Consider the following 23,326-nt stretch of genomic DNA (forward strand, 5'->3'; position numbering starts at 1 on the left):
CCGAGAGGCCCTCCGTCCTTGCCGGTTGCCTCACCGCGCCTGCGTCGCTATCGTCCTGACAAACAGGCCAAAAGGCCGAAAAGACTAAGTCCAGGGAGGACGAGGATGCGGAGCGTACGGGCGCTCGCCGCGACGGCGGCGCTGTCTTTGCTGGCGTTTTCGACGATCGCATCGGCCGGCGAACCAAAGCAGGGCGGGATCCTGCGGATGTATCACCGCGACAGCCCGGCCAATGCGTCCATCCTGGAGGGCGCGACATATTCGATCAACGTGCCCTTCATGGGAGTGTTCAACAATCTCGTCATCTACGACCAGCACATTGCGCAGAATAGCCCTGATACCCTGAGGCCAGAGCTGGCCGAGAGCTGGTCCTGGAGCGGCGACAACAAGAAGCTGACCTTCAAACTGCGCCAGGGCGTCAAGTGGCATGACGGCAAGCCGTTCACGTCGGCCGACGTCAAATGCACCTTCGATCTCCTGATGGGCAAATCGCAACAAAAGCTGCGGCAGAATCCGCGCAAAGCCTGGTACAGCGAGGTTAACGATGTCACGCCGAACGGTGATTTCGAGGTCTCCTTCGATCTGAAGCGGCCGCAGCCTTCGCTGCTGGCGATGCTCGCATCCGGCTATACGCCGATCTATCCCTGTCACGTCTCGCCGGCGGAGATGCGCACCCATCCGGTCGGAACCGGCCCGTTCAGATTCGTCGAGTTCAAGGCCAATGAATCGATCAAGCTGACGCGAAACCCGGACTATTGGAAGAAGGGCCTGCCCTATCTCGACGGCATCGAGTACACGATCATCACGAACCGCTCCACCGCGATCCTCGCCTTCGTCGCCGGCAAGTTCGACATGACCTTCCCGACGCACATCACGATCCCGCTCCTCAAGGACATCAAGTCGCAGGCGCCGAACGCCCTCTGCGTCGTCGAGCCGACCAACGTTTCGACCAACATCATCGTCAATTCGGCGTCCCCGCCGTTCGACAACATCGACATCCGCCGGGCCATGGCGATGGCGCTCGACCGCAAGGCCTTCGTCGACATCCTGTTCGAAGGCCAGGCCGATATCGGTGGCACTATGCTGCCGCCGCCGCAGGGCATCTGGGGCATGCCCAAGGACAAGCTGGAGACCATTCCAGGCTATGGCCCGAACGTGAATGCGAGCCGGGATGAGGCCAGGAAGCTGATGCAGAAGGCGGGCTACGGTCCCGACAAGCACTTGGCGGTGAAGGTCTCGACGCGCAATCTCGCGGAATATCGCGATCCCGCGGTGATCCTGATCGACCAGCTCAAGAGCATCTATATCGACGGCGAGCTCGACGTCGTGGAAACCGCGAACTGGTTCCCGAAGGTTGCACGCAAGGATTACATGCTCGGCCTCAACTTGACCGGCAATTCCGTCGACGATCCTGACCAGTCTTTCTACGAAAACTATTCCTGCGGCTCGGAGCGGAACTACACCAATTATTGCAACAAGGAGATCGAGAAGCTGTTCGACCTGCAATCGCAGGAGATCGACGTCGGCAAGCGCAAGCAACTGGTCTGGGACATCGACAAGAAGCTGCAGGAGGATGTCGCCCGCCCGATCATCTTCCATGCGCGGGCCGGCACCTGCTGGCAGCCTTATGTCAAGGGCGTGACGATCATGTCGAACAGCTCCTATAACGGCTTTCGCTACGAGGACGTCTGGCTCGACAAGTAGCGCGCAAGACTGACGACTAGCGGCTCGACAGGAGGGCGCGGGATGTTTGCCTATCTGGTGCGGCGCCTGTTTCTGATGCTCGTGACCCTGTTCGGGATCTCGGTCGTCATCTTCTTCCTGCTGCGTATCGTTCCCGGGAATATCGTCGACATCCTGTTTGCCGCGGCCGGCTATGTCGATCCCGCCGACAAGGCCAATCTGGAGAAAGAGCTCGGCATCGACCAGCCACTGGTGGTGCAATATTGGCACTGGATCAGCGGTTTTCTGCGCGGCGATTTCGGCTACTCCTATGTCTCGGAGAAGCCGGCGCTTCAGGAAATCCTGCCACGGATTCCGATCACCGCACGGCTCGCCGGCCTGGCGCTGTTGTTCTCGGCGTCGATCGGCATTCCCCTGGGCGTGATCAGCGCGGTGAAACAGGGAACGAGGCTCGATTACGCGTTGCGTGTGGTGAGCCTGAGCGGATTGTCGCTGCCTTCGTTCTGGCTCGGCCTGCTCATCCTCACCGCCTCGGTGGCGATGTTCAACCAGATGCCGATCTTCAACCCGAATCCGGCGACATGGCTGGAAGCCTTCGCGACCTACGCCGTACCCGCCGCCGCCGTCGGCTTCCGCAGCGCGGCACTGACCATGCGGATCACGCGATCCTCGATGCTGGAGGTGTTGCGGCAGGACTATATCCGCACCGCGCGTGCCAAGGGCGCATCGGACGCCGCCGTGAACTATCAGCATGCGCTCAAGAACGCGATTTTGCCCGTCATCACCGTGATCGGCATCGAGGCAGCGTTCCTGATCGGTGGCCTTATCGTGACGGAGACCGTGTTTAACATCCCCGGCGTCGCCCGCTTCCTGGTCGAGGCTATACGCTGGCGCGATTATCCGATCGTGCAGAACCTGGTGATGCTGATTGCCATCGTCGTGGTGAGCGCGAATTTCATCGTCGACATGCTCTACGCCGTGTTCGACCCGCGTATCCGGTACACGGATTAGGAGAGATTGTTGGCTGCGATCGACTATGACGTTGAACTGAGGCGCGCCGGGGCGCACGCGACCGTCGGCTGGCGCCGCGTGCTGTTTTTGGCGCAGCGGCATGTGCTGGGTGCGGCCGGGCTCGTCATCATGACCCTGTTCGTGTTCACCGCGATATTCGCCGAGTTCATCGCGCGTTACGATCCGCTGACGATCGACGCCGCCCGGGCACTGGCGCGTCCAAGCCTGACCCACTGGATGGGCACGGACTCCTTCGGCCGCGATGTCTTCAGCCGCATCATTCATGGCGCGCGGATCTCGCTCACGGTCGGCATCGGTTCGACGGCGCTCGGTGGCTCGATCGGAGTGATCGTGGGCCTCACCTCCGGCTATCTCTCCGGCTGGGTCGATCTCGTATTCCAGCGTGTGTCCGACGTTCTCCAGGCGCTGCCGCTGCTGGTGCTCGCCCTGATCATGACCGCAGCGCTTGGGCCGTCCTTGCCGAACGTCATCATTGCGATCGCCATTCCGCTGATCCCGACCGTCTCGCGCGTCATCCGTGCCAACACGCTGGCGCTGCGCGAGCTGCCATTCATCGAGGCCGCCAAGTCGATCGGCATGAGCGAAGTACGCATTGCGCTCCGCCACGTGCTGCCGAACACGCTGGCGCCGTTGATCGTGCTTGCGACCGCCCAGCTCGGCTCGACCATCCTCACCGAAGCCTCGCTCTCCTTCCTCGGCCTCGGCATTCCCGAGCCTTACCCGTCGTGGGGCCGCATGCTCTCGGAATCCGCCGCCGAATATGTCCGCACGGCGCCCTGGCTGGTGATCTTCCCGGGCATCGCCATCAGTCTCGCGGTGTTCGGCGCCAATCTGTTCGGCGACGCCTTGCGCGACATCCTCGATCCCCGGCAGCGCGGCTGATGGCTGATAAATCCGATCTCGTGCTCGAGGTGAAGAACCTGAAGACGGTGTTCTTCACCAACTCCGGTCTCTTCCAGGCCGTTGACGATGTCTCCTTCACGGTGATGCGCGGCGAAACCCTGGCGATCGTCGGGGAATCCGGCTGTGGCAAGAGCGTCACTGCACTATCGCTGATGCGGCTGGTGCCGGATCCGCCCGGCCGCATCGTCGGCGGCTCCGTCATGCTTGAAGGCACTGATCTTCTGACGCTGGACGAAGCAGAGATGCGGGCTGTTCGAGGCAACCGCATCTCGATGATCTTCCAGGAGCCGATGACCTCGCTCAATCCGGTGATGCGAATCGGCGACCAGATCGTCGAGGCCGTGCGGCTGCACCGGAAGATGTCGAAGCGAGAGGCTCAGGATGTCGCAGTCGAGATGCTGCGCCTGGTGCGCATCCCCGAGCCGGCGCGGCGCGCGCGGGAATATCCGCACCAGCTCTCCGGCGGCATGCGCCAGCGCGCCATGATTGCCATGGCGCTGGCGTGCCGGCCGGCGCTGCTGATCGCGGACGAGCCGACGACCGCGCTCGACGTCACCATCCAGGCGCAGATCCTGGCGCTGATCCTGGAACTCCAGAAGGAGCTCGGCACCGGCCTCGTGCTGATCACGCATGATCTTGGTGTCGTCGCGCAGACCGCACAGCGCGTCATCGTGATGTATGCGGGACGGAAGGTCGAGGAAGCGAGCGTCGAGGCACTGTTCGCCGCGCCAAAGCATCCCTACACGCGCGGATTGATGGCATCGATCCCGACGGTGCCAGCGCCGGGCGTCGCCGCGCCGGCGCGGCTGAACGAAATTCCCGGCACGGTCCCGTCGCTGGTGCGGCTGCCAAAGGGTTGCGCCTTCGCGCCGCGCTGCAAGCTCGCGATCAAGCGCTGTGAAGCCGAATATCCGCCGCTCATCGATTGGGGCGGCGGCCATCTCGCCGCCTGCTGGCGCGCGGCCGAGATTGCGGAGGTCGCATGACCGAGGTGCTGCTCGAAGTCACCGATCTCAAGAAGCACTATCCGGTGCGCGCCGGCGTGTTGCGCCGACAAATCGGCACAGTGCATGCAGTCGACGGCGTCTCGTTTTCGGTTGAGGTGGGCGAGACGCTGGGCCTCGTCGGCGAATCCGGCTGCGGCAAGTCGACAGTGGCGCGCAGCGTGCTGCGGCTGGTCGAACCGACCTCGGGCCAGATCCGGCTCGAGGGCGAAGACATCACCCATCTCTCCAAGTCCGCGCTGCGGCCGCACCGCCGTTCGATGCAGATCGTATTCCAGGATCCGTTCGCCTCGCTCAACCCGCGCATGACCGCAGGCGACATCGTCGGCGAGCCGCTGTTCGTGCACGGGCTCGCGACCGGGAAAGCGCTGGAGGCGCGTACCGCAAACCTGTTCGAGCAGGTTGGCTTGCGGCCCGACCAGATGCGCAACTTCCCGCACCAATTCTCCGGCGGCCAGCGCCAGCGCATCTGCATCGCTCGCGCGCTGGCGCTCGGGCCCCGCCTGATCGTCTGCGACGAGCCGGTCTCCGCGCTCGACGTCTCGATCCAGGCGCAGGTGATCAACCTCCTGATCGATCTGCAACGGCAGCACGGTTTCTCCTATCTTTTCATCGCGCACGACCTCGCCGTGGTCGCCCATATCAGCCACCGCGTCGCCGTGATGTATCTCGGTCGCATCGTCGAGATTGCAGACAAAGACGAGCTGTTCCGCAATCCGCGGCATCCCTACACACAGGCCCTGCTCGCCTCGGTGCCGGTCGCCAACCCCCTCGCCAAAAAGCTCGTGCCGCTGGTCGACGGCGACGTGCCAAGCCCGGTCAATCCGCCGCCGGGATGCGCGTTTCACACCCGCTGCCGGTTTGCGATGGAGCGATGCAGGATAGAGCGGCCGGTGTTGGTGGATGCCGGTGACGGGCACCGGGTGGCGTGCTTGCTCAACGAAGGGACGGGGCGACCAAATGCGACGCCGTAGGGTGGGCAAAGCGAAGCGTGCCCACCATTCAATCGCAATCGCCGCACGATGGTGGGCACGGCGCTGCGCGCCTTTGCCCACCCTACGATAGCTACACTTGCCGCTCTACCCAGCCCCGATCTCGGCGACAATCTTCCCCGTCGTCACCTGCTCGCCCTCGGCGACGTCGATCGCGGCGACGACGCCATCGATGCCGGCCTTGTGGACGTGCTCCATCTTCATCGCTTCCAACGTGAGCACCGGCTGACCGGCGGTGACGCGGTCGCCCGGCTTGACCAGGACGGCAACGACGCGGCCGTTCATGGCGGCACGGACCTTGCCGTCGCCGCCGTTGCTTGCGGCCGCCTTTGGCGCGGCGAGCGTGAGATCGGCGGCAGCGACCGGGATCCCGCGGCGCTGGACGTACAGCCGGTCGCCGTCGCGCAGGAATTTCGCGCTGTCCGTCACGCCGTCATGGCGGAAGCGGATCACGTCGAAATCGAGCTGGTCGATCTCGAACTTGTCCTGCCGGCCGTCGCTGCCAACAATGTAGCTGCCATCGCGTTCGCGCCAGAGTTCGAGCTCATACCCATGGCCTGCGATCTCGATCTTCGCCGGTAGCGGGAACGTTGCCGCGAGGCTCCGTCCGCGGCGCCACGCCGGTGCCTGCGGGTTCGTGACGTAGAGCAGCAGGCCGGCCAAAGCGATATCGAATGCGGCGTCCGCGCGCGGCGCCAGCAACTCGTCGCGGTGCGCGCCAATGAACGCCGTGGTCGCCTCGCCTTTGGCGAAGCCGGAATGACGCAGGCATGCCATCAGGAAGACCTGATTGGTGGTGACGCCGAAAGCGGTGAGCTGCTCCAGGCCGACGATCAGGCGCGCCCTCGCCTCCTCGCGTGTCGCGCCATGGCCGATGACCTTGGCGATCATGGAATCGTAGAACGGCGGAATCTCGGAGCCTGATTGCAGCGCGTGCTCGACGCGAATGCCGTCAGGCACCTGCCAGCGCGCCATGCGCCCGGACTGCGGCATGAAATCATGCGCGGCATCCTCGGAGCACAGCCGCACCTCGATGGCGTGGCCTGTGAAGTGAATGTCTTGCTGCTTGACCGACAACGGCTCGCCGCGCGCGACGCGCAGCTGCAATTCGACGAGATCGAGCCCGGTGATCGCCTCGGTCACGGGATGCTCGACCTGGAGGCGCGTATTCATTTCCATGAAATAGAATTCGCCGCTCGCGTCGAGCAGAAACTCCAGCGTGCCGGCGCCCTCGTAGCGCAGCGCCTTCACCGCGGCGACCGCGACCTCGCCCATCTTTCCGCGCAGTTCCGGCGTCACTGCGGGCGACGGTGCCTCCTCGATCAGCTTCTGGTGCCGCCGCTGCACTGAGCAGTCGCGCTCGCCAAGATGGATGGCATTGCCATGGCTGTCGCCGAACACCTGAATTTCGATGTGACGGGGATTCTGGATGGCGCGTTCGAGGATCACCGTCGGATCGCCAAACGCCGCCTTCGCCTCGGACCGCGCGCTCCGCAGTGCGTCGGGGAACGAATTGGCATCCGCCACGAGCCGCATCCCGCGCCCGCCGCCGCCGGCGACCGCCTTGATCATCACGGGGAAGCCGATCTTCTTGGCCTCCACGAGCATCACCTCGTCGCCCTGGTCTGCGCCCTGATAGCCGGGCACGACGGGGACGCCGGCCTTTTTCATGATCTCCTTGGCACCGGCCTTGTTACCCATCGCCTCGATCGCCTGCGGCGAGGGGCCGATGAAGACGAGCCCGGCATCCTTGCAGGCCTGCGCAAACTCCTCGTTCTCGGCGAGGAAGCCATAGCCGGGATGAACGGCATCCGCGCCGCTGGCCTTTGCGGCCGCAACGATCGCGGGAATGTTGAGATAGGACTGCGCCGGCAGCGGCTCGCCAATGCGTACGGCCTGATCGGCCTGTTGCACATGAAGCGCATTGCTATCCGCATCCGAATAGGCCGCGACGACGCCGAGGCCGAGCCGCCGCGCGCTGCGCATCACCCGCAGCGCGATCTCGCCGCGATTGGCGATCAGGACCTTGAAGAACGGCCGGTGCTGCGTTGAACCGTTCCTCATGGGCGAGCCACCGAAAACTGCATGCGTTGGGGTGTGCGCGCGTCGCCCTCGCGGCAGATGGCGAGCACTTCCGACAGCACCGCGCGGGTGTCGCGCGGATCGATCACGCCGTCGTCGAGCACGCGCGCGCTGGTCGAGAACACGTCCATCTGGCCGTCGAACACGCCGATGATCTGCGCCTTCATCGCATCGAGCTTTTCTTTTTCGACCGGCTTGCCGCGGCGGGCTGCGGCGGCTTCGGTGACGATCGCCATGGTCTCGGCGGCCTGCTCACCGCCCATCACGGCGGTCTTGGCGTTGGGCCAGGAGAAGCAGAAGCGCGGATGGAAGCCGCGCCCGCACATGCCGTAATTGCCGGCGCCGAACGAAGCCCCGCAATAGATGGTGATCTGCGGCACCGTCGCCGACGTCACCGCCTGGATCATCTTGGAGCCGTGCTTGATCATGCCGGCTTCTTCGTAGGATTTGCCGACCATGTAGCCGGTGGTGTTGTTCAGATAGAGGAGTGGCGTGCGGGTCTGGCAGCAGGCCTGGATGAAATGCGTCGCCTTGTTGGCACCCGCCGGATCGAGCGGGCCGTTGTTGGTGACGATGCCGATCGCCTGGCCCTCGATGCGGGCATGGCCGCAGACGGTGGCCGGGCCGTAGTTCGGCGCCATCTCGGTAAAGTCGGAATCATCCACGATGCGCGCGATGACCTGCTTCATGTCCACGGAGCGCTTGTGGTCCATCGGCATGATGCCGAGCAGCTCGTCCGGGTCGTAGCGCGGCGGCTTGTATTGCGCGGCTCCCTTGTCCGGCCGCTCCCATTCCAGCGCCGCCATGATCTCGCGCGCGATGCGCAGGGCGTCGCGGTCGTCCTCGGCAAGATAATCGCCGAGACCGGAAACCTGCGTGTGCATCTCGGCGCCGCCAAGCTCCTCCTCGGTCGCAATCTCGCCGGTGGCGGCCTTTAGCAGCGGCGGCCCGGCGAGGAAGGCGCGGGTGCGGCCACGGACCATGACGATGTAATCCGACAGGCCGGTCTGATAGGCGCCGCCGGCGGTCGAAGAGCCATGCGTCACGGTGACGACGGGCAGCCCGGCCGCCGAAAGCCGCGCGAGGTTGCGAAAGATGTTGCCGCCACGGACAAAGTCTTCGACGCGGTAGCGCAGGAGATTGGCGCCTGCGCTCTCAACCAGCTGGACGTAGGGCAGCTTGTTCTCCAGCGCGAGCTCCTGCACCCGCAGCGTCTTGTCCAGGCCGTAAGGTTGAAGCGCGCCGGCATCGATGCCGGAATCGTTGGCGCTGACCATGCAGCGGATGCCCGAGACGAAGCCGATGCCGGCGATGACGCCGCCGCCGGGCACGCTTTTGTCCGGATCTGAGACGTCGAACATGTAGCCGGCGAGCGTGGACAGCTCGATGAAGGGCGCGCCAGGATCGAGCACCAGCGCGACGCGCTCGCGCGGCAACAGCTGGCCGCGCTTGTGGAAGCGATCCTTCGCCGCGGCCGACGCCGCACGCGTGCGCTCTTCCAGCGCGCGCATGCGGTCGATCAGGCCGAGCATGCCGTCGCGGTTGGCGCGATAGGCGGCACTGCCGGGGGAAATGGTGTTTTCGAGAATGGACATGATTATTTCCTACCCGTCATTGCGAGGAGCGAAGCGACGAAGCAATCCAGACTGCCTCAACAGAAAGATTCTGGATTGCTTCGCTTTGCTCGCAATGACGGCTGGGGCTACATTCAGCGATTCGTCCCAAAAATCTTCCGCGCTTCCGCCGGGCTCGCGATCTCGCGGCCCGCACGACGGGCGCAGGCGGCGATGGCCTCGATCAGCTGGCCGTTCGACGTCACCTTCTTGCCGTCGGCGAGATAGAAGGCATCTTCGAGACCGGTGCGCAGATGACCGCCGAGTTCGGCGCAGCGCTGGTGCAGCGGCCAGATCTCTTCGCGGCCGATCGCGGTGACCTGAAAATGCCCTTCGGGACGCTTCAGCTTGATCAGGATCGGCAACAGATCGGGATCCGACGGCATGCCGGAGGCGACGCCCATCACGAAATTATATTCGAGCGGGCCCTTGTACATGCCGACCTGGCGGTACATGCCGACACAGCGGACGATACCGACGTCAAAACATTCGAATTCGGGGATGGTGCCGACCGCGTTCATGACGTCGAGGTAATCCTTCACCTTCTCGACCGCATTGTCGAACATCATCGGCGGCCAGGCCCAGCTATTGTCGGCCTTCACCTTCAGATAGTTCAGCGACCCGGCATTGCAGGCGGCGATCTCCGGCCTGGTCTCGCGGATGCAATCCAGGGCACCGCTGTAGTTCGGCCCGGAGACGCCCGAGGTGTGGTTGATGATCACGCCGGGGCAGGCTTCGCGGATCGCCTGCTGGATCTCCTTGCTGACGCTGACCTCCCAGGACGGCAGATGCCCCTTGTCCGGTGCCTGCTGGCGCAGATGGATGTGCATGATGGACGCGCCGGCATCGAACGCAGCCTTGGCCTCGCGCGCCATCTGCTCGGGCGTGACAGGCACGTTGTGCTGCTTCGGGTCGGTGAGCACGCCGTTCAGCGCGCAGGTGATGACAGCCTTGTCGCTCATGCCTTGAATGTCTCGCACGTTGATAGTTCAACGTTTGCGATCATGTGATGGGCGGCATGCGGCTTCTTGCGCGGAGAAGCTGGAAAACGAGATGCCGTAGGGTGGGTTAGCCGAAGGCGTAACCCACCTCTTAAGCTTCCTCGGAGGCAGAATTGGTGGATTACGCCTTCGGCTAATCCACCATACGAAGCGATCAACTCGCCTCCGCCAGCCTCACCGTCTCGGTGCTGCGATAAATCGCAAGATCCCGCGAGCCGACGAAGATCGCGCGCGGCTTCAGGCCGTAGAAGCGGCGGATCGAGTGGCTGAAATGGGTGGAATCGGGATAGCCGATGTCCTGCGCGAGATGGGCGAGGTTGAGGTCCTGGTTGGCGAAGTGCAGCAGGTGACGCGCACGCTTCCAGGCGCGGAAGGAGCGGAACGAGATGCCGGTCTCTTCCTTGAACAGATGCAGGAAACGCGAAGCGGAAAGTCCGGCGTCCGCCGCACAAGTGTCCGCCGTCAAGGGCTCACCCGTGAAGCGGCCGATCCGGGCGACCGCGCGCGTCACACGGGGATCGAGCACGCGGCGCGGCAGCGCTTCGCCAAAACACATCTCGTCGAATTCGGCGGTGGTGATGTCGCCGTAGCGACGCTGGCGCAGCAGCGCGTAGGCGGCGAGGATCTTGCGGGCATAGACGGCCCTGTCGGGTCCGGTGAGCCGCTCGGCCAGGATCTCGATCACGCCATCGGGCATGCTCTCCGGCTCCAGCGTCACGCTGATCGCGGTGCGGTAGTCACTGGCAATGGAATGCCGCTGGTTCGGCAAGGTAACGAACAGCTCGCCGGTGGCGAGGGCATCGTCGATCGTCAGATGCAGGCTGCCCTTGACCGCGACATAGACATGACAGCAGCCGGGCGTTCGCTTGCGGGGGCGGCCGAGCAGGCCGGCATAGAACACCCGCTCCGGCGTGATCAGCATCAAATGGTCGGATTCGCGACCGGTATCTTCCATTGGGATCCTCCTCGCGCGGCTCTTTGGCCGCTGCGGACGGAGGTCACCTTAGCGGAAATCTGGGCGCTGTCACGGCGGGATAGCGCTATCATGAAGCGCAAAACAGCGGCAGTCCGGGAGCGTGGTGGACGACCCGGAACTCGTGCCAACATCGTCGTCCTGGACAAGCGCAGCGGACCGGAGCGCCGATCCAGGACCCATTACTCCAGTGGGAAGTTGCAGCGCCAGGGCGACAACCGCGACTCGTCGCCAAACAAATCCTTGGGGTAATGGGTCCTGGCTTTCGCCAGGACGATAATTACGCCCTCACTCTTGCTGCCACGTTCTGCTCGACGCCGGCTTGTTGCTCCGCAGCAACCGCGCGCTTGAAGCCATCGCGTTGCTGCAAGCGCGCCCAATAGGCTGCGACATTTGGCCCAAAATCCTTGGCGAGCCCGATATTGTCCGCGAGGCGGAGCGCGTAGCCGATCACGATGTCGGCGGCAGTGAAGCGGCCCGCGCACAAGGCCTCGGTATTTGCGGTGGCTGCCTCGACCGCGCGCAGGCGGCCCAAGAACCACTTGGCATAGTCGCCGGCGACCTGCGGATTGCGGCGCTCTTCCGGCTCGAGCTGGGTGTATCGGAGCACCAGCGTCTGCGGGAAGGTTAACGTGGCGTCGCTGAAATACATCCAGTTCAGGAACGCGCCATAGGCGGGATCTTCGGGTCTGACCATCAGTGGCGTCGGTCCATGCCTGGTGCCGAGATAGTGGCAGATGCCGGAGGACTCGGTCATTTTCGTCTCGCCATCGACCATGAAGGGAATCGTGCCCAGCGGATTGAGCGCGAGGTATTCCTTGGCGAAGACCCGCGGCGGGAACGGCAGCATCTTCAATTCATAGGGCAGCCCCATCTCCTCCAGCATCCAGAGCGGACGGAACGAGCGCGCGGCGTCGCAATGATAGAGCGTGATCATCAGGCGTTACCTTTACTCCCGGGCAACGTGCCCATCGTCTTGCACAGGACCATCAGCATGACCTCGTCGGCGCCACCGCCGATCGATGTCAGGCGACTGTCGCGATAGGCGCGACTGACCGGCGTCTCGTTGGTAAAGCCCATTCCGCCCCAATATTGCAAGCAGGCGTCGGTGAGCTCGCGCCCGAGCCGGCCGGCCTTCAGCTTGGCCATGGTCGCCAGTTTCGTGACATCCTCGCCCGCCACCAACGCCTCGCCGGCACGGTAGATCAGCGCGCGCAGCAGCTCGACCTCGGTCTGCATCTCCGCGAGCTTGAAGTGGACCACCTGGTTGTCGAGGATCGACTTCCCGAAGGCCTTGCGATTGCGGGTGTATTCGATGGTCTCGTTGATGATGTATTCGTGCGCCTTCAGGCAGGCCGCCGCACCCCAGAGCCGCTCCTCCTGGAATTGGATCATCTGGTAGGTAAAGCCCTTGCCCTCCTCGCCGATCCGGTTGCGCTTGGGCACGCGGACGTTGTCGAAGAAGATCTGCGCAGTGTCGGAGGAGCGCATGCCCAACTTGTCGAGCTTGCGCGCGACGGTGACGCCCTTGGTCTTCATGGGCACGCAGATCAGCGACTTGTTGCGGTGAACGGGTCCGTCGCCGGTATTGGCGAGCAGGCAGATCCAGTCGGCCTGGGTGCCGTTGGTAATCCACATCTTGCCGCCATCGATGACATAATCGTCGCCGTCCCCGCGCGCATTGGTCTTGATCGATGCGACATCGGAGCCTGCGCCGGGCTCGGAGACGCCGATACAGGCGACGTAATCGCCTGAGATCGAGGGGCTGAGAAACTCGCGCCGCACTTCATCGGAGCCGAACCGCGCCAGCGCCGGCGTCGCCATGTCGGTCTGCACTCCGATGGCCATCGGCACGCCGCCGCAATTGATGGCGCCGAGTTCTTCCGCCATCATCAGCGCATAGGAATAGTCGAGGCCGGAGCCGCCGAATTCGACCGGCTTGTTCAGCCCGAGAAAGCCGAGGCTGCCCATCTCCCTGAACAGCGCGTGCGCCGGGAAGATGTCGGCTTTTTCCCATTCATCGACATGAGGATTGATCTCGTTGGCGATGAATTTTTGCAAGGAACGGCGGATCTCGTCGTGGTCGGCGGTGAACAGCATTTCTTTCCCTTTGTCATTCCGGGACGCGCGAAGCGCGAACCCGGAATCCATTCTTCTGCGACATCTGCGGCTCGATGGATTCCGGGTTCGACGCTACGCGCCGCCCCGGAAAGACGGCGTCCTTCACAACCCCATCTGCCGCGACGCCAGATCCTTCATGATCTCTTCGGTGCCGCCGCCGATCGCGTTGACCTTGACCTCACGATAGATGCGCTCCGCCTTGATGCCGCGCATGAAGCCTGCGCCGCCAAAAATCTGCACGGCCTCCGAGGCGCAGAATGCCATGGTCTGGGTCGCCTGGTTCTTCATCATGCAGATTTCGGCGACCGGGCTGTCGCCCTGCTCCAGCCGCCAGGCCAGCATCTCAAGCATCGCTTGCGAAGCGGCGACCTTCTGCGCCATGTCGACGATCTTGTGGCGGATCACCTGGTGCTGCGCGAGCGGCTTGCCAAAGGTCTTGCGCTCCTTGGCGTAGGCGATCGCCTCGTCGAGGCAGACGCGCGCGAACGCGGTGCAGCCCGCCGCCATGCCCATGCGCTCGCTGTTGAAATTCCGCATGATGATCTTGAAGCCATGGCCTTCCTCGCCGATCAGGTTTTCCGCCGGTACGCGGCACTCGTCGAAATGCAGCGTCGCGGTGTCAGAGGCCCACCAACCCATCTTCTTCAGCTTTGTCCGCGACAGGCCGGGCGTATCCCCCTCGATCAGGAGCAGGCTGACGCCGCCGGCGCCCTCGCCGCCGGTGCGCACCGCAACGGTCAGATAGTCGGCACGCATACCCGAGGTGATGAAGGTTTTCTCGCCGCTCACGACGTAGTGATCGCCGTCGCGCCGCGCCTTGGTCCGGAGGCCCGCAACATCAGAGCCGCCGCCCGGCTCGGTGATCGCGAGGGCAGAGATTTTCTCACCCGCGAGCACCTGAGGCAGCACGCGCGCCTTGACCTCGGGGCGCGCAGCCCTCGCGACCGGCGGCGAACCGATGGTATGGCTCATCAAGCTGGCGCTGATGCCGCCGGCGCCAGCCCGCGCCAGCTCCTGGCTGGCGACGATCTTCATGAACTGGTCGGCGGCGATCCCACCATATTCCTCGGGAAAACCGAGCCCCAAGAGCCCGATCTCGGCCGCCTTGCGATAGAGCGCGCGCGGGAATTCGCCGGCCTCGTCCCACTCGTGGGCGAAGGGCGCAATCTCCTTGTCGACAAAGCGGCGCATCACCTCGCGAAAGGCGTCATGCTCGGCGGTATAGAACGGGCTCATCATCGCACTCTCGCCTCGCTGGCGGATTCGTCTCGTCCACCATGGCCGGAACCTTGGCGGCTCACTTGCGCGGAGTGGCTGGCCGGCGGCCGCTTCCGAGCAGCGCCCGCTCTAGCAACTCAACGCAAGACGATTTTCACCGCTCGCGCGCCAACTCCGGATCAAAAAAAGGCGTGGTGCACAAACTCCGGCTGGCCCCAGGGCCATGCCGGGCATGGTGCATGGCAATAGGGACGCGGGCGGCACCAAACCGCCGAGGGAGGAATTCTTGGCCGTTCGTTACTACGACTGGATCGCCCACCATGGCCGCCGCACGCCGAACAAGATTGCGGTGATCGACCTCGCGAGCGAGCGCCGCTTCAGCTATGCGCAGCTCGACGCGCGCATCTCTCGTCTCGCTTCATTCCTGCGCAATACACTGAAAGTCTCGCGCGGCGAGCGGGTCGCGGTGCTGGCGCTGAACACGACCGATACGCTGGAGGTGCAATTCGCCTGCGGGCGATTAGGTGCGATCTTCGTGCCACTGAACACCCGGCTCACCGTTCCCGAACTCCAGTTCATCACCGCAGATTGCGCCCCGAAGGTGATGATCCACGACACCGATCTCGCCGAAACGGCGCTTGCCGTGGCAAGGCTCTGCGGCATTGAGACGAGCCTGCTGCTTGGCCCCGGCGGGACTTACGAGGCCGGCATCGCCGCCGCAAAGCCACTCGAGAAAATCGAGGAAGTGACCCTCGATGACGTCTCGACCATCATGTACACCTCCGGCACGACGGGTCATCCCAAGGGCGCCACCATCACCCATGGCATGACCTTCTGGAATTGCGTCAATCTCGGCGGCCCCGCCTGCATCGGGCCGTCCTCGGTGCTGCTCACCGTGCTGCCGCTGTTCCACACCGGCGGCCTGAATTGCTACACCAATCCGGTGCTGCATGCGGGCGGCACCGTGATGATCATGCGCGCCTTCGATCCCGGCACGGCGCTTGGCCTGATCAATGATCCCGCGCAGGGCATCAACGTGTTCTTCGGCGTGCCCGCGATCTACCAATTCATGGCCCAGCATCCGGCCTTCGCAACCACCCACCTCGGCAGGCTGATCGTCGGCGGTGTCGGCGGCGCTCCGATGCCGGTGCCGCTGCTCAAGGTGTGGGAGGCGCGCGGCGTCGCGCTCCAGCAGGGCTACGGCATGACCGAGACCTCGCCGGCCGTGCTGGTGCTCGACCGCGAGGATGCGGCACGGAAAGCCGGCTCCGCCGGCAAGCCGGTGCTGCACACGGAAGTGCGCATCGTACGTCCTGATGGCAGCGACGCCGATGTCGGCGAGCTCGGCGAACTCTGGGTCAAGGGACCGAACATCACGCCCGGCTACTGGAACAGGCCGGAGGCGAACAAAACGTCGTTCACCGACGGTTGGCTGCACACGGGAGACGCGACACGCGTCGACGAGGAAGGCTTTTACTACATCGTCGACCGCTGGAAGGACATGTACATCTCCGGGGGCGAGAACGTCTATCCGGCCGAAGTGGAGAACGTCCTGCACCAACTCAACGCCATCGCGGAAGCCGCCGTGATCGGCATTCCCGATGTGCAATGGGGCGAGGTCGGCCTCGCCATCGTCGCGGCCAAGCCCGGCCAGCGGTTGACCGAGGCCGATGTCTTCGCACACTGCGCGGCGAATCTCGCGCGGTTCAAATGTCCACGCCAGGTCCGCTTCGTCGACGCGTTACCTCGCAACGCCACCGGCAAGATCCACAAGCCGACCTTGCGCAAGGAATTCTCGGTCACTTCCGAAGTCGACAAGAAAGCCGCCAACGCCTGATGAAAGCGCTCTCTCGCGGGCGCTTTTCTTTTTGACGTGCGTGTTCCAACCCAGAAGAAACCCCAAGGAATTTTAACGAATTTTCATGAAGGGCCGCTATTCTCTTCGGTGAGCGCGGGGGGGCCCGCGCTTTCGACCTCGATCATGTCGTGGCCGACGTCGACGCCCGCGACGGCCAGACCGAGACGACGAGAATCGCCGACGCCCCTGAACACAGGGCATGCCCAGGCGAGGGTGGCGATGCCTGACGGCGGCAGATCGAGTCTCAGCGTGTAGCCGTCATAACCGGTCACGACCGCTTCGGGGGCGACGGGCGTGCCGTCGATATAGAATCGCGTGTCGATCGTATCCAGCGGCGCGCGAAGCGCGGGGCTTCGAACGCGAAGGATGGTGCGGCCAGGCATCCCCTTGATGCGCACGGCAGCCTCCGGTTCGCTCCAGCGGAAAGTGTAACCGGCGGAGAACTCCTCGGCATGGAATCCGATCTGCGCGATAACGTGGCCACCAAGAAAGCCGCCGACAGACCGCGCATCTCGCCCGAGACGATGAATGCAATCGAGTCTCTGATGCCGGATCAGCGCAGCGATGTATCGCCGCATCCATCGCGCGATCGCCTCGCTCGATCCGGCGGCCGTCAGAACGACCAGCACGGCCCGCGCGTGCCATGCCCCCAGCCGCGCGAAAGCGCGCGCGCCGAGATCGCCGAGCAGCGCCGGCACGGCCCAACGCCATAACGCCAGCAATTTCTCGCCGGACCGTCCTCGGCCGCCGCCAGCGAGGCTGTAGCGCAGGAGCGCGTTCAGTGCATTGCGGGCGAGCGACGTGCCGGCCTCACTCCGCGAGCTCCACTCGATCGGAACGTCGAGCAGCTCGCTGCCGGGATCGTTGCGGGCCTCGCTCAGATAGCGAATCTCGCCTTGCACGAAGTCGAGCGTGAATTGCTTCAGCTCGTCGATCTCGCCGACATAGTAGTGATGGAAGCGCGCCTCCTCGAGATAGCCGATGGAATGGCCTCTCGCGTGATAGGCGGCGGCAAGCACCCATTCGGCGAAATGACCGAGCTCTTCGCGCAGGCCGCCGCATTCCCAGTAGACGTCTCGCCGCGTCACGAAACACTGATCCAGCACCTTGCGCCAGGGATGCTGCTTCATACCGAACTCGATGTCGGCCTTGTACATGGCGGCCTCTGCCACGGATAACCGGTTATGGCAGATCGGGATCGAACGGCAGGAAAAGCCGGCCCAGTCGGGATGAGCATCGATCGCGCGAATGCAGAGTTCGATCACGTCGGGTTCGGGCCGGCAGTGCGATTCCGTGAAGAACAGATAGCTGCCGCGCGCCTTCGTCGCGCCAAATGCGCAGAGCCCGATGTCGTGTTCGGAATCGGTGAATTCGAGTCGAGCCCTGTTGCCGGCCAGCGTCTTCAACTGCTCGCGTGCCGTGAAATCCGGTGGCACGACCAAAATGATCTCGTAGAGCGATTTGTCGGCAGTCTGCGACGTCCAGCCGAGCCAGGACATCTCCCACTGCCCGCGGTGAGATTCGAGCGGGATAATGATTGAGAACAGCGGAGATTCGCCGTCATCGAGTGCGGGCGCGTCCTGCATGTCCCCTTATAGACGCATGCCGCGTCATTCCGGATAATTTCCTGCGGACTATACCGACAGAAACAGCGCGAACGATTCTTCCACCGTTCGGCGCAGGTGCTTTTGGTACAGTTCATGGTTGGCATCGCCGGGCGCGACCCGACCCAGCGAGGGCTTCGCGAAGTTTCGAAGCGGCACATAGGCGATCGGCGCTGCGATCGGCGTCAGCTGCGAGCCGGGGCCGGCGCGGAGCGTCGAGATGATCCCGTACATTTCGCCGGCGACCGTCGGCCGCGACACGGTGATTACGCGATGCTGGCCATGCTTGATGATGACGAGATAGATGAAGCCGGACTGATGCGGCACGGCGACCTCGCCGGTGTGTTCATAGGCGGCATCGGTCCGCTCCCCCTCGCGGAACACCAGTGAAGAGACCTTCGGCTCCCAGACGATCTCGGTGCGGTAGGCGAAGATCGCGTCCTTGTCGCCGAACGACGGTCGCAACGTGATGTAGACGTCCTCGAGCCAGGTCACCGCGCGATGCGCATAGGAGCCGAGGCTGTCGGGCGCGACATCGTTTGCGGCCGGAGGCGTCACCACGGCGGCGCTTCTGCGCAGGGAGACGCCCAGCGCCTGCTCCAGCCGCACTGTGGTCGCCAGTGTGAACGGCCGTCGGCCACCGAGCACCTTCTCCAGCGTCGACAGGCTGAGCTTGGCCTGCTCGGCCAGCGCCTGCCGGGAGATCCGGCGCCTGGCGAGCTCCTCACGGATGGTCTCCGCAATCTCGCGGCTCTGCTCGTCCGAAAGCTGCTTGTCGGTGAATTTGTCCTGCGTCTGCATCGTGGCCCTGCTCCAGGACAGCATCCTAGCAGGGCGGACAAACCAGCACAAAACCGCACTTGGCCATCTCGGAGGCGGCCGGCGGGGCCGGCCGTGGCGGAACATTGCCGATCATTCTGCTCGCGAAACCGCGCCGTCCTGGCCGATGCTCAGAGCCAGCAAACATCCTCGGGAGCAGGCCAAATGGATACCTACGACACGACGGACAGCAACGAACACCCTTGGCTGGGCAGACTCATCGTGGTCGGACTGTTCCTTCTGGCGCAGGGCATCGCGGTGATGCTGGTCGCCTTCGTGGCGCTGCTGGTGAGCTTGGAGCCGGGCTGGTCGGCGACGACGGAGCAGGCCAGCCTGCTTCAGCCCGGCGACGCCAAGTCCGGCACCCTGCTTCTGAAGGAGGATCGCGCCTACACGGAAGCGATCCGCCTCGGCATCGACGTCGACATCACGGTGTCGGGCCCGACATTGCGCGCCCGCGTCACCCAGATCTTCCGCAATCCGACCAAGGACTGGGCCGAGGCGACCTATGTCTATCCGCTCCCCGCCGGCGGTGCCGTCGATTCGCTGAAGATGGTGGTCGGCAATCGCGTCATCGTCGGCGACATCAAGGAGCGGCAGCAGGCGCGCGTGATCTACGAAGAGGCGCGCCGGGCCGGCCAGAAGGCCGCGCTCACCGAACAGGAGCGGCCGAATATCTTCACGAACTCGGTCGCCAATATCGGTCCCGGAGAAACCGTGCTGGTGCAGATCGAATATCAGGAACCGGTGCATCAATCCGGCAACGAATATTCGCTGCGCCTGCCGCTGGTGGTCGGACCGCGCTACAATCCGGCGCCGATCGTCCAGAGCGTCGATTTCCGCAACGATGGCTCCGGCTGGGGCGCGACGAATTCGGACCCGGTGCCGGACCGCGACCGCATCTCGCCGCCCGTGCTGGATCCCGCCAGGAATCCACCGGTCAACCCGACCAGCATCACGATACGCCTGAACGCCGGCTTTGCGCTCGGCGAGGTCAAGAGCCCCCACCACAACGTCAAGGTCGAGAGCCCGGACAATACGACGCGAATCGTCACGCTTGCCGACGGTGCCGTGCCTGCCGACCGCGATTTCGAACTGACCTGGAAGCCGGCCGCCGCGAAGGCGCCGTCGGTTGGTTTATTCCGCGAGCGCGTCGGCGACACCGATTATCTGCTCGCCTTCGTCACCCCGCCCGCCGCCGAGCAGGCGACGCAGAAGCCACGGCCGCGCGAGGTGATATTCGTGATCGACAATTCCGGCTCGATGGGCGGCACGTCGATCGTTCAGGCCAAGGCGAGCCTCACCTACGCGCTCTCCCGTCTCCAGCCGACCGACCGTTTCAATGTCATCCGTTTCGACGACACCATGGACGTGCTGTTTCCGGCCTCAATGGCGGCGGATGCCGAGCGTGTCGGTGAAGCCACCTCGTTCGTCAGCGCGCTGCAGGCGCGTGGCGGCACCGAGATGGTGCCGGCGATGCGGGCCGCGCTGACCGACAAGCTCGGCGACGCCGGCATGGTTCGCCAGGTCGTATTCCTGACAGATGGTGCGATCGGCAACGAGCAGCAATTGTTCGAAACGATCACGGCGATGCGCGGCCGCTCGCGCGTGTTCATGGTCGGTATCGGGTCGGCGCCCAACACCTATCTGATGACGCGCGCCGCCGAGCTCGGCCGCGGTGCCTTCACCCATATCGGCTCGGTCGAGCAGATCGAGGAGCGCATGCGCGGCCTGTTTGCCAAGCTCGAGAACCCGGCCGTGACCGGCCTGAGCGCAAAGTTCTCCGAAGCCAAGGCCGACGTCACACCGGCGATCATTCCCGACCTCTATCGCGACGAGCCGCTGGTGCTGGCCGCAAAGCTCGACACGCTCGCGGGCTCGGTCGAGATCAAGGGCCGCGTCGGCGACCGCCCATGGTCGGTGACGCTGCCGCTGCAAAATGCGGCCGAAGGCAAAGGCTTGTCGAAGCTTTGGGCCAAGCGCAAGATCGACGATGCCGAAGTGGCGCGCACCCTGCGCGAGATGACGCCCGAAGATTCCGACAAGGCGATCCTGGCACTGGCGCTCGACCATCAGATCGTCACCCGACTCACCAGCCTCGTCGCGGTCGACAAGACGCCGAGCCGTCCCGAGGGTGAGCCGCTCAAGCTCAGCGAATTGCCGATCAACCTGCCGGCCGGCTGGGATTTCGCGAAGGTCTTTGGCGAACGCCAGCAGGTCCCGGCGCAACTCCGCGAGCGTCACGCCGATGCGCGCAGCCAGTCGGCCACGAGGCGGCCGACGCCGGCGGCAACCGATACGATCCGCCTGCCCAAGACCGCGACCTCGGCCGAGTTGAAGATGACCGCAGGCGTGATCCTGATCCTGCTCGCCATGATCCTGTTCGTGTTCAACCGGCGTCAGTCCTTGCTCACTGACGCCGCTTGAGAGAGGAGCTCCCCGAACTCCTCTGTTAGCGCGCGCGGCTGCCCGTCCCACACCAACGGCCGCGCGCGCCTTTTTGTTGTCATTGCGAGCGCAGCGAAGCAATCCAGGCTGCCTCCGCGAAAAGATTCTGGATTGCTTCGCTTCGCTCGCAATGACGAGTGTGGAAACAATGCCCCGCTTCATCTCTCCCTTGGTTCTTGCCTTGATCGGCATCATCCTGTTCGGCGACGGCGCCTACATCCATGCGAAGGCGTGGCTCGCGCAGGTGCTGCTGGAGCGCGCGTTCGACAAGAGCGTTGCGACCGGCGAAGTGGTCAGGCCATGGTCATGGGCCGACACATGGCCGGTCGCGCGGATCGAGGTGAGGCGGATCGGCGCCAGCGCGATCGTGCTGGAAGGCGCGAGCGGCCAGGCGCTCGCCTTCGGTCCCGGCCATATCCGCCAAACGGCTGACGCGGGCGAGCGGGGTGTCGCCGTATATGCAGCGCACCGCGACACTCATTTCCGCTTCCTGCGGAATGTCGCCATTGGTGACCTGATCGATGTCACACGCAGTGATGGCAAGCACTTTCGTTTTCGCGCGGATTCCTCCGCTGTGGTTCGCTTCGATGCCTCGGGCATCGATCCTGCGATACGGGCTGCCGAACTCGTGCTCGCGACCTGCTGGCCGTTCGACGCCGTCGTGTCCGGCCCCGAGCGCTACATCCTGCATGCCACCCTGATCGGAACCGATGAATAGCGGTTCGCAATCGATCCGCACCCCCCTCTTGAATCCGCCCGGCCTGTAGGGACAATCCCGCATGATGGAACCCGTGAACCGGCGCCGTCGACGCGAGACCTATCAGAATGGCCCATTGAGCATTTTCGCTGCAATTTGCGAGAAGAACGGGGATGGATGAGGAGTTCAGGCAGCGTCTCGAACAGCTCGAGAACCGCGTCGCGCTCCTGGAGAGGAACCAGGATCTTATCGCCGCCGGGCGAAGACGCTCCTCGCTTCGGAGCCTCTGGCGCCGCCCGCCGATGTGGACCTTCGAGCAATATCCGCCGCGCCTGCTCAACCTGACGGCTTTCCCGCCAGCACCTGCGATCCATCCGGGCGCGCCCCGAATCGCGATGGTCACGCCGAGCTACAACCATGCGCAATATCTCGACGCCACGATCGACAGCATCGTCAGCCAGAACTATCCGGACCTGTATTATCACGTGCAGGACGGCGCCTCGATCGACGGCACGCTCGATCTCCTGAAGGGGCGCGGCGATAGCCTGCGCTGGAGGAGCGAGCCGGACAAGGGGCAATCCAGCGCCATCAATCTCGGCTTCGCCGGCATCGAGAGCGAGATCATGGCCTATCTCAACAGCGACGACATGCTGCTGCCCGGGACGCTTGCCTATGTCGCAAATTACTTCATCGCACATCCGCATGTCGACGTCGTCTACGGCCATCGCGTCTTCATCGATCGCGAGGGACTCGAGGTCGGCCGCGCCGTGCTGCCGCCCCACGACGGCAAGGCGTTGCGATATGCCGACTACATTCCGCAAGAGACGATGTTCTGGCGCAAGCGCGTGTGGGACAGGATCGGGCCGATCGACGAGAGTTTACACTACGCGATGGACTGGGACTTCATCCTTCGAGCGCAAGCCGCAGGATTCAAATTCGCACGCTTGCCGCGATTTCTCGCCTGCTTCCGAATCCATGACGCACAAAAGACGGCATCCACCTATGCGGTCGGCGTCAGGGAGATGGGCGTCCTGCGGCGACGCGTTCTCGGCTTCGAACCGACACAGATGCAGATCCGGCGCGCCATCGCTCCTTATCTGGCGAAGCAGTTGGCCTATCACTACGCCTACAAACTCGGCATGCTGAGATACTGAACCACGGCGCGAGCAGAGATCCGAAGATGTCGATCACCACCAGGGCTTGACGCGCGCCCATTCCACCGCACGGCATACCTGCCCACGTGGTTGCCAGTCCGAAGAACTCGCCATAGAACAGAGT

General features: G+C 64.2%; 18 protein-coding genes. 9 read left to right on the forward strand and 9 right to left on the reverse strand.

The features are described 5' to 3' along the window. The first annotated feature begins 105 nt into the window (after positions 1-105). The 5 genes from ABIB80_RS02860 to ABIB80_RS02880 are packed head-to-tail and all read left to right on the forward strand — an operon-like array spanning position 106 to position 5,596. Positions 106-1,704: an ABC transporter substrate-binding protein gene (locus ABIB80_RS02860; protein ID WP_354127060.1), complete on the forward strand. Its 1,599-nt coding sequence runs from the start codon at positions 106-108 to the stop codon at positions 1,702-1,704. 42 nt (positions 1,705-1,746) lie between these two features. After that, the gene (locus ABIB80_RS02865) at positions 1,747-2,694 is read left to right on the forward strand and encodes an ABC transporter permease (RefSeq protein ID WP_354127061.1); all 948 of its coding nucleotides are present in this window, start codon (positions 1,747-1,749) and stop codon (positions 2,692-2,694) included. Positions 2,695-2,703: 9 nt separating this feature from the next. Then, complete coding sequence (locus ABIB80_RS02870; RefSeq protein ID WP_354127062.1) at positions 2,704-3,597, forward strand: ABC transporter permease; 894 nt, start codon at positions 2,704-2,706, stop codon at positions 3,595-3,597. Continuing rightward, on the forward strand, positions 3,597-4,604 hold the full coding sequence (locus ABIB80_RS02875) for an ABC transporter ATP-binding protein (RefSeq protein ID WP_354127063.1): 1,008 nt from the start codon (positions 3,597-3,599) through the stop codon (positions 4,602-4,604). The genes ABIB80_RS02870 and ABIB80_RS02875 overlap by 1 nt, the downstream gene beginning before the upstream one ends. Next, complete coding sequence (locus tag ABIB80_RS02880) at positions 4,601-5,596, forward strand: ABC transporter ATP-binding protein (protein WP_354127064.1); 996 nt, start codon at positions 4,601-4,603, stop codon at positions 5,594-5,596. The genes ABIB80_RS02875 and ABIB80_RS02880 overlap by 4 nt, the downstream gene beginning before the upstream one ends. Before the next feature lie 105 nt (positions 5,597-5,701). On the opposite strand, the gene ABIB80_RS02885 is transcribed toward ABIB80_RS02880, so the two are convergent. From ABIB80_RS02885 to ABIB80_RS02915, 7 genes are all read right to left on the reverse strand, one after another. Next, complete coding sequence (locus ABIB80_RS02885) at positions 5,702-7,678, reverse strand: acetyl/propionyl/methylcrotonyl-CoA carboxylase subunit alpha (protein ID WP_354127065.1); 1,977 nt, start codon at positions 7,676-7,678, stop codon at positions 5,702-5,704. Beyond that, positions 7,675-9,291: an acyl-CoA carboxylase subunit beta gene (locus tag ABIB80_RS02890; protein WP_219679651.1), complete on the reverse strand. Its 1,617-nt coding sequence runs from the start codon at positions 9,289-9,291 to the stop codon at positions 7,675-7,677. Before ABIB80_RS02890 ends, ABIB80_RS02885 begins: the two co-directional genes overlap by 4 nt. Positions 9,292-9,404: 113 nt before the next feature. Then, positions 9,405-10,271 (reverse strand): beta-keto acid cleavage family enzyme, encoded by an 867-nt coding sequence (locus tag ABIB80_RS02895; RefSeq protein WP_219679653.1) that lies wholly within the window; start codon positions 10,269-10,271, stop codon positions 9,405-9,407. Positions 10,272-10,464: 193 nt separating this feature from the next. Continuing rightward, positions 10,465-11,265, reverse strand: a complete 801-nt coding sequence (locus ABIB80_RS02900) for a helix-turn-helix domain-containing protein (RefSeq protein ID WP_007598047.1) — start codon at positions 11,263-11,265, stop codon at positions 10,465-10,467. A gap of 298 nt (positions 11,266-11,563) precedes the next feature. Then, positions 11,564-12,220: a glutathione S-transferase family protein gene (locus tag ABIB80_RS02905; RefSeq protein ID WP_354127066.1), complete on the reverse strand. Its 657-nt coding sequence runs from the start codon at positions 12,218-12,220 to the stop codon at positions 11,564-11,566. Beyond that, the gene (locus ABIB80_RS02910; protein ID WP_354127067.1) at positions 12,220-13,383 is read right to left on the reverse strand and encodes an acyl-CoA dehydrogenase family protein; all 1,164 of its coding nucleotides are present in this window, start codon (positions 13,381-13,383) and stop codon (positions 12,220-12,222) included. The genes ABIB80_RS02905 and ABIB80_RS02910 overlap by 1 nt, the downstream gene beginning before the upstream one ends. Positions 13,384-13,506: 123 nt before the next feature. Further along, entirely contained in the window at positions 13,507-14,643 is a 1,137-nt protein-coding gene (locus ABIB80_RS02915; RefSeq protein ID WP_354127068.1) for an acyl-CoA dehydrogenase family protein, read from the reverse strand. A gap of 265 nt (positions 14,644-14,908) precedes the next feature. Between ABIB80_RS02915 and ABIB80_RS02920 the strand changes: the two genes are divergently transcribed. Continuing rightward, the gene (locus ABIB80_RS02920) at positions 14,909-16,459 is read left to right on the forward strand and encodes an acyl-CoA synthetase (RefSeq protein ID WP_354127069.1); all 1,551 of its coding nucleotides are present in this window, start codon (positions 14,909-14,911) and stop codon (positions 16,457-16,459) included. Positions 16,460-16,542: 83 nt separating this feature from the next. Here ABIB80_RS02920 and ABIB80_RS02925 read toward each other — a convergent pair whose 3' ends face one another. Both ABIB80_RS02925 and ABIB80_RS02930 read right to left on the reverse strand, forming a co-directional pair. Further along, the gene (locus ABIB80_RS02925; RefSeq protein WP_219679679.1) at positions 16,543-18,066 is read right to left on the reverse strand and encodes a glycosyltransferase family 2 protein; all 1,524 of its coding nucleotides are present in this window, start codon (positions 18,064-18,066) and stop codon (positions 16,543-16,545) included. A gap of 48 nt (positions 18,067-18,114) precedes the next feature. Next, positions 18,115-18,885: a helix-turn-helix transcriptional regulator gene (locus tag ABIB80_RS02930; RefSeq protein ID WP_007598058.1), complete on the reverse strand. Its 771-nt coding sequence runs from the start codon at positions 18,883-18,885 to the stop codon at positions 18,115-18,117. A gap of 183 nt (positions 18,886-19,068) precedes the next feature. On the opposite strand from ABIB80_RS02930, the gene ABIB80_RS02935 reads away from it, so the two are divergent. The 3 genes from ABIB80_RS02935 to ABIB80_RS02945 all read left to right on the forward strand — a co-directional run bounded on the left by ABIB80_RS02935 (position 19,069) and on the right by ABIB80_RS02945 (position 23,202). After that, positions 19,069-21,330 carry a marine proteobacterial sortase target protein gene (locus ABIB80_RS02935; protein WP_354127070.1) on the forward strand — a complete coding sequence of 754 codons (2,262 nt, stop codon included), beginning with the start codon at positions 19,069-19,071 and terminating at the stop codon, positions 21,328-21,330. A gap of 169 nt (positions 21,331-21,499) precedes the next feature. Beyond that, the gene (locus ABIB80_RS02940) at positions 21,500-22,069 is read left to right on the forward strand and encodes a class GN sortase (protein WP_219679686.1); all 570 of its coding nucleotides are present in this window, start codon (positions 21,500-21,502) and stop codon (positions 22,067-22,069) included. A 152-nt stretch (positions 22,070-22,221) separates the two neighbouring features. After that, positions 22,222-23,202 carry a glycosyltransferase family 2 protein gene (locus ABIB80_RS02945; RefSeq protein ID WP_354127071.1) on the forward strand — a complete coding sequence of 327 codons (981 nt, stop codon included), beginning with the start codon at positions 22,222-22,224 and terminating at the stop codon, positions 23,200-23,202. Positions 23,203-23,326 lie beyond the last annotated feature (124 nt).

The sequence above is a fragment of the Bradyrhizobium sp. i1.15.2 genome (genome assembly GCF_040548425.1).
Classification (GTDB): domain Bacteria; phylum Pseudomonadota; class Alphaproteobacteria; order Rhizobiales; family Xanthobacteraceae; genus Bradyrhizobium; species Bradyrhizobium canariense.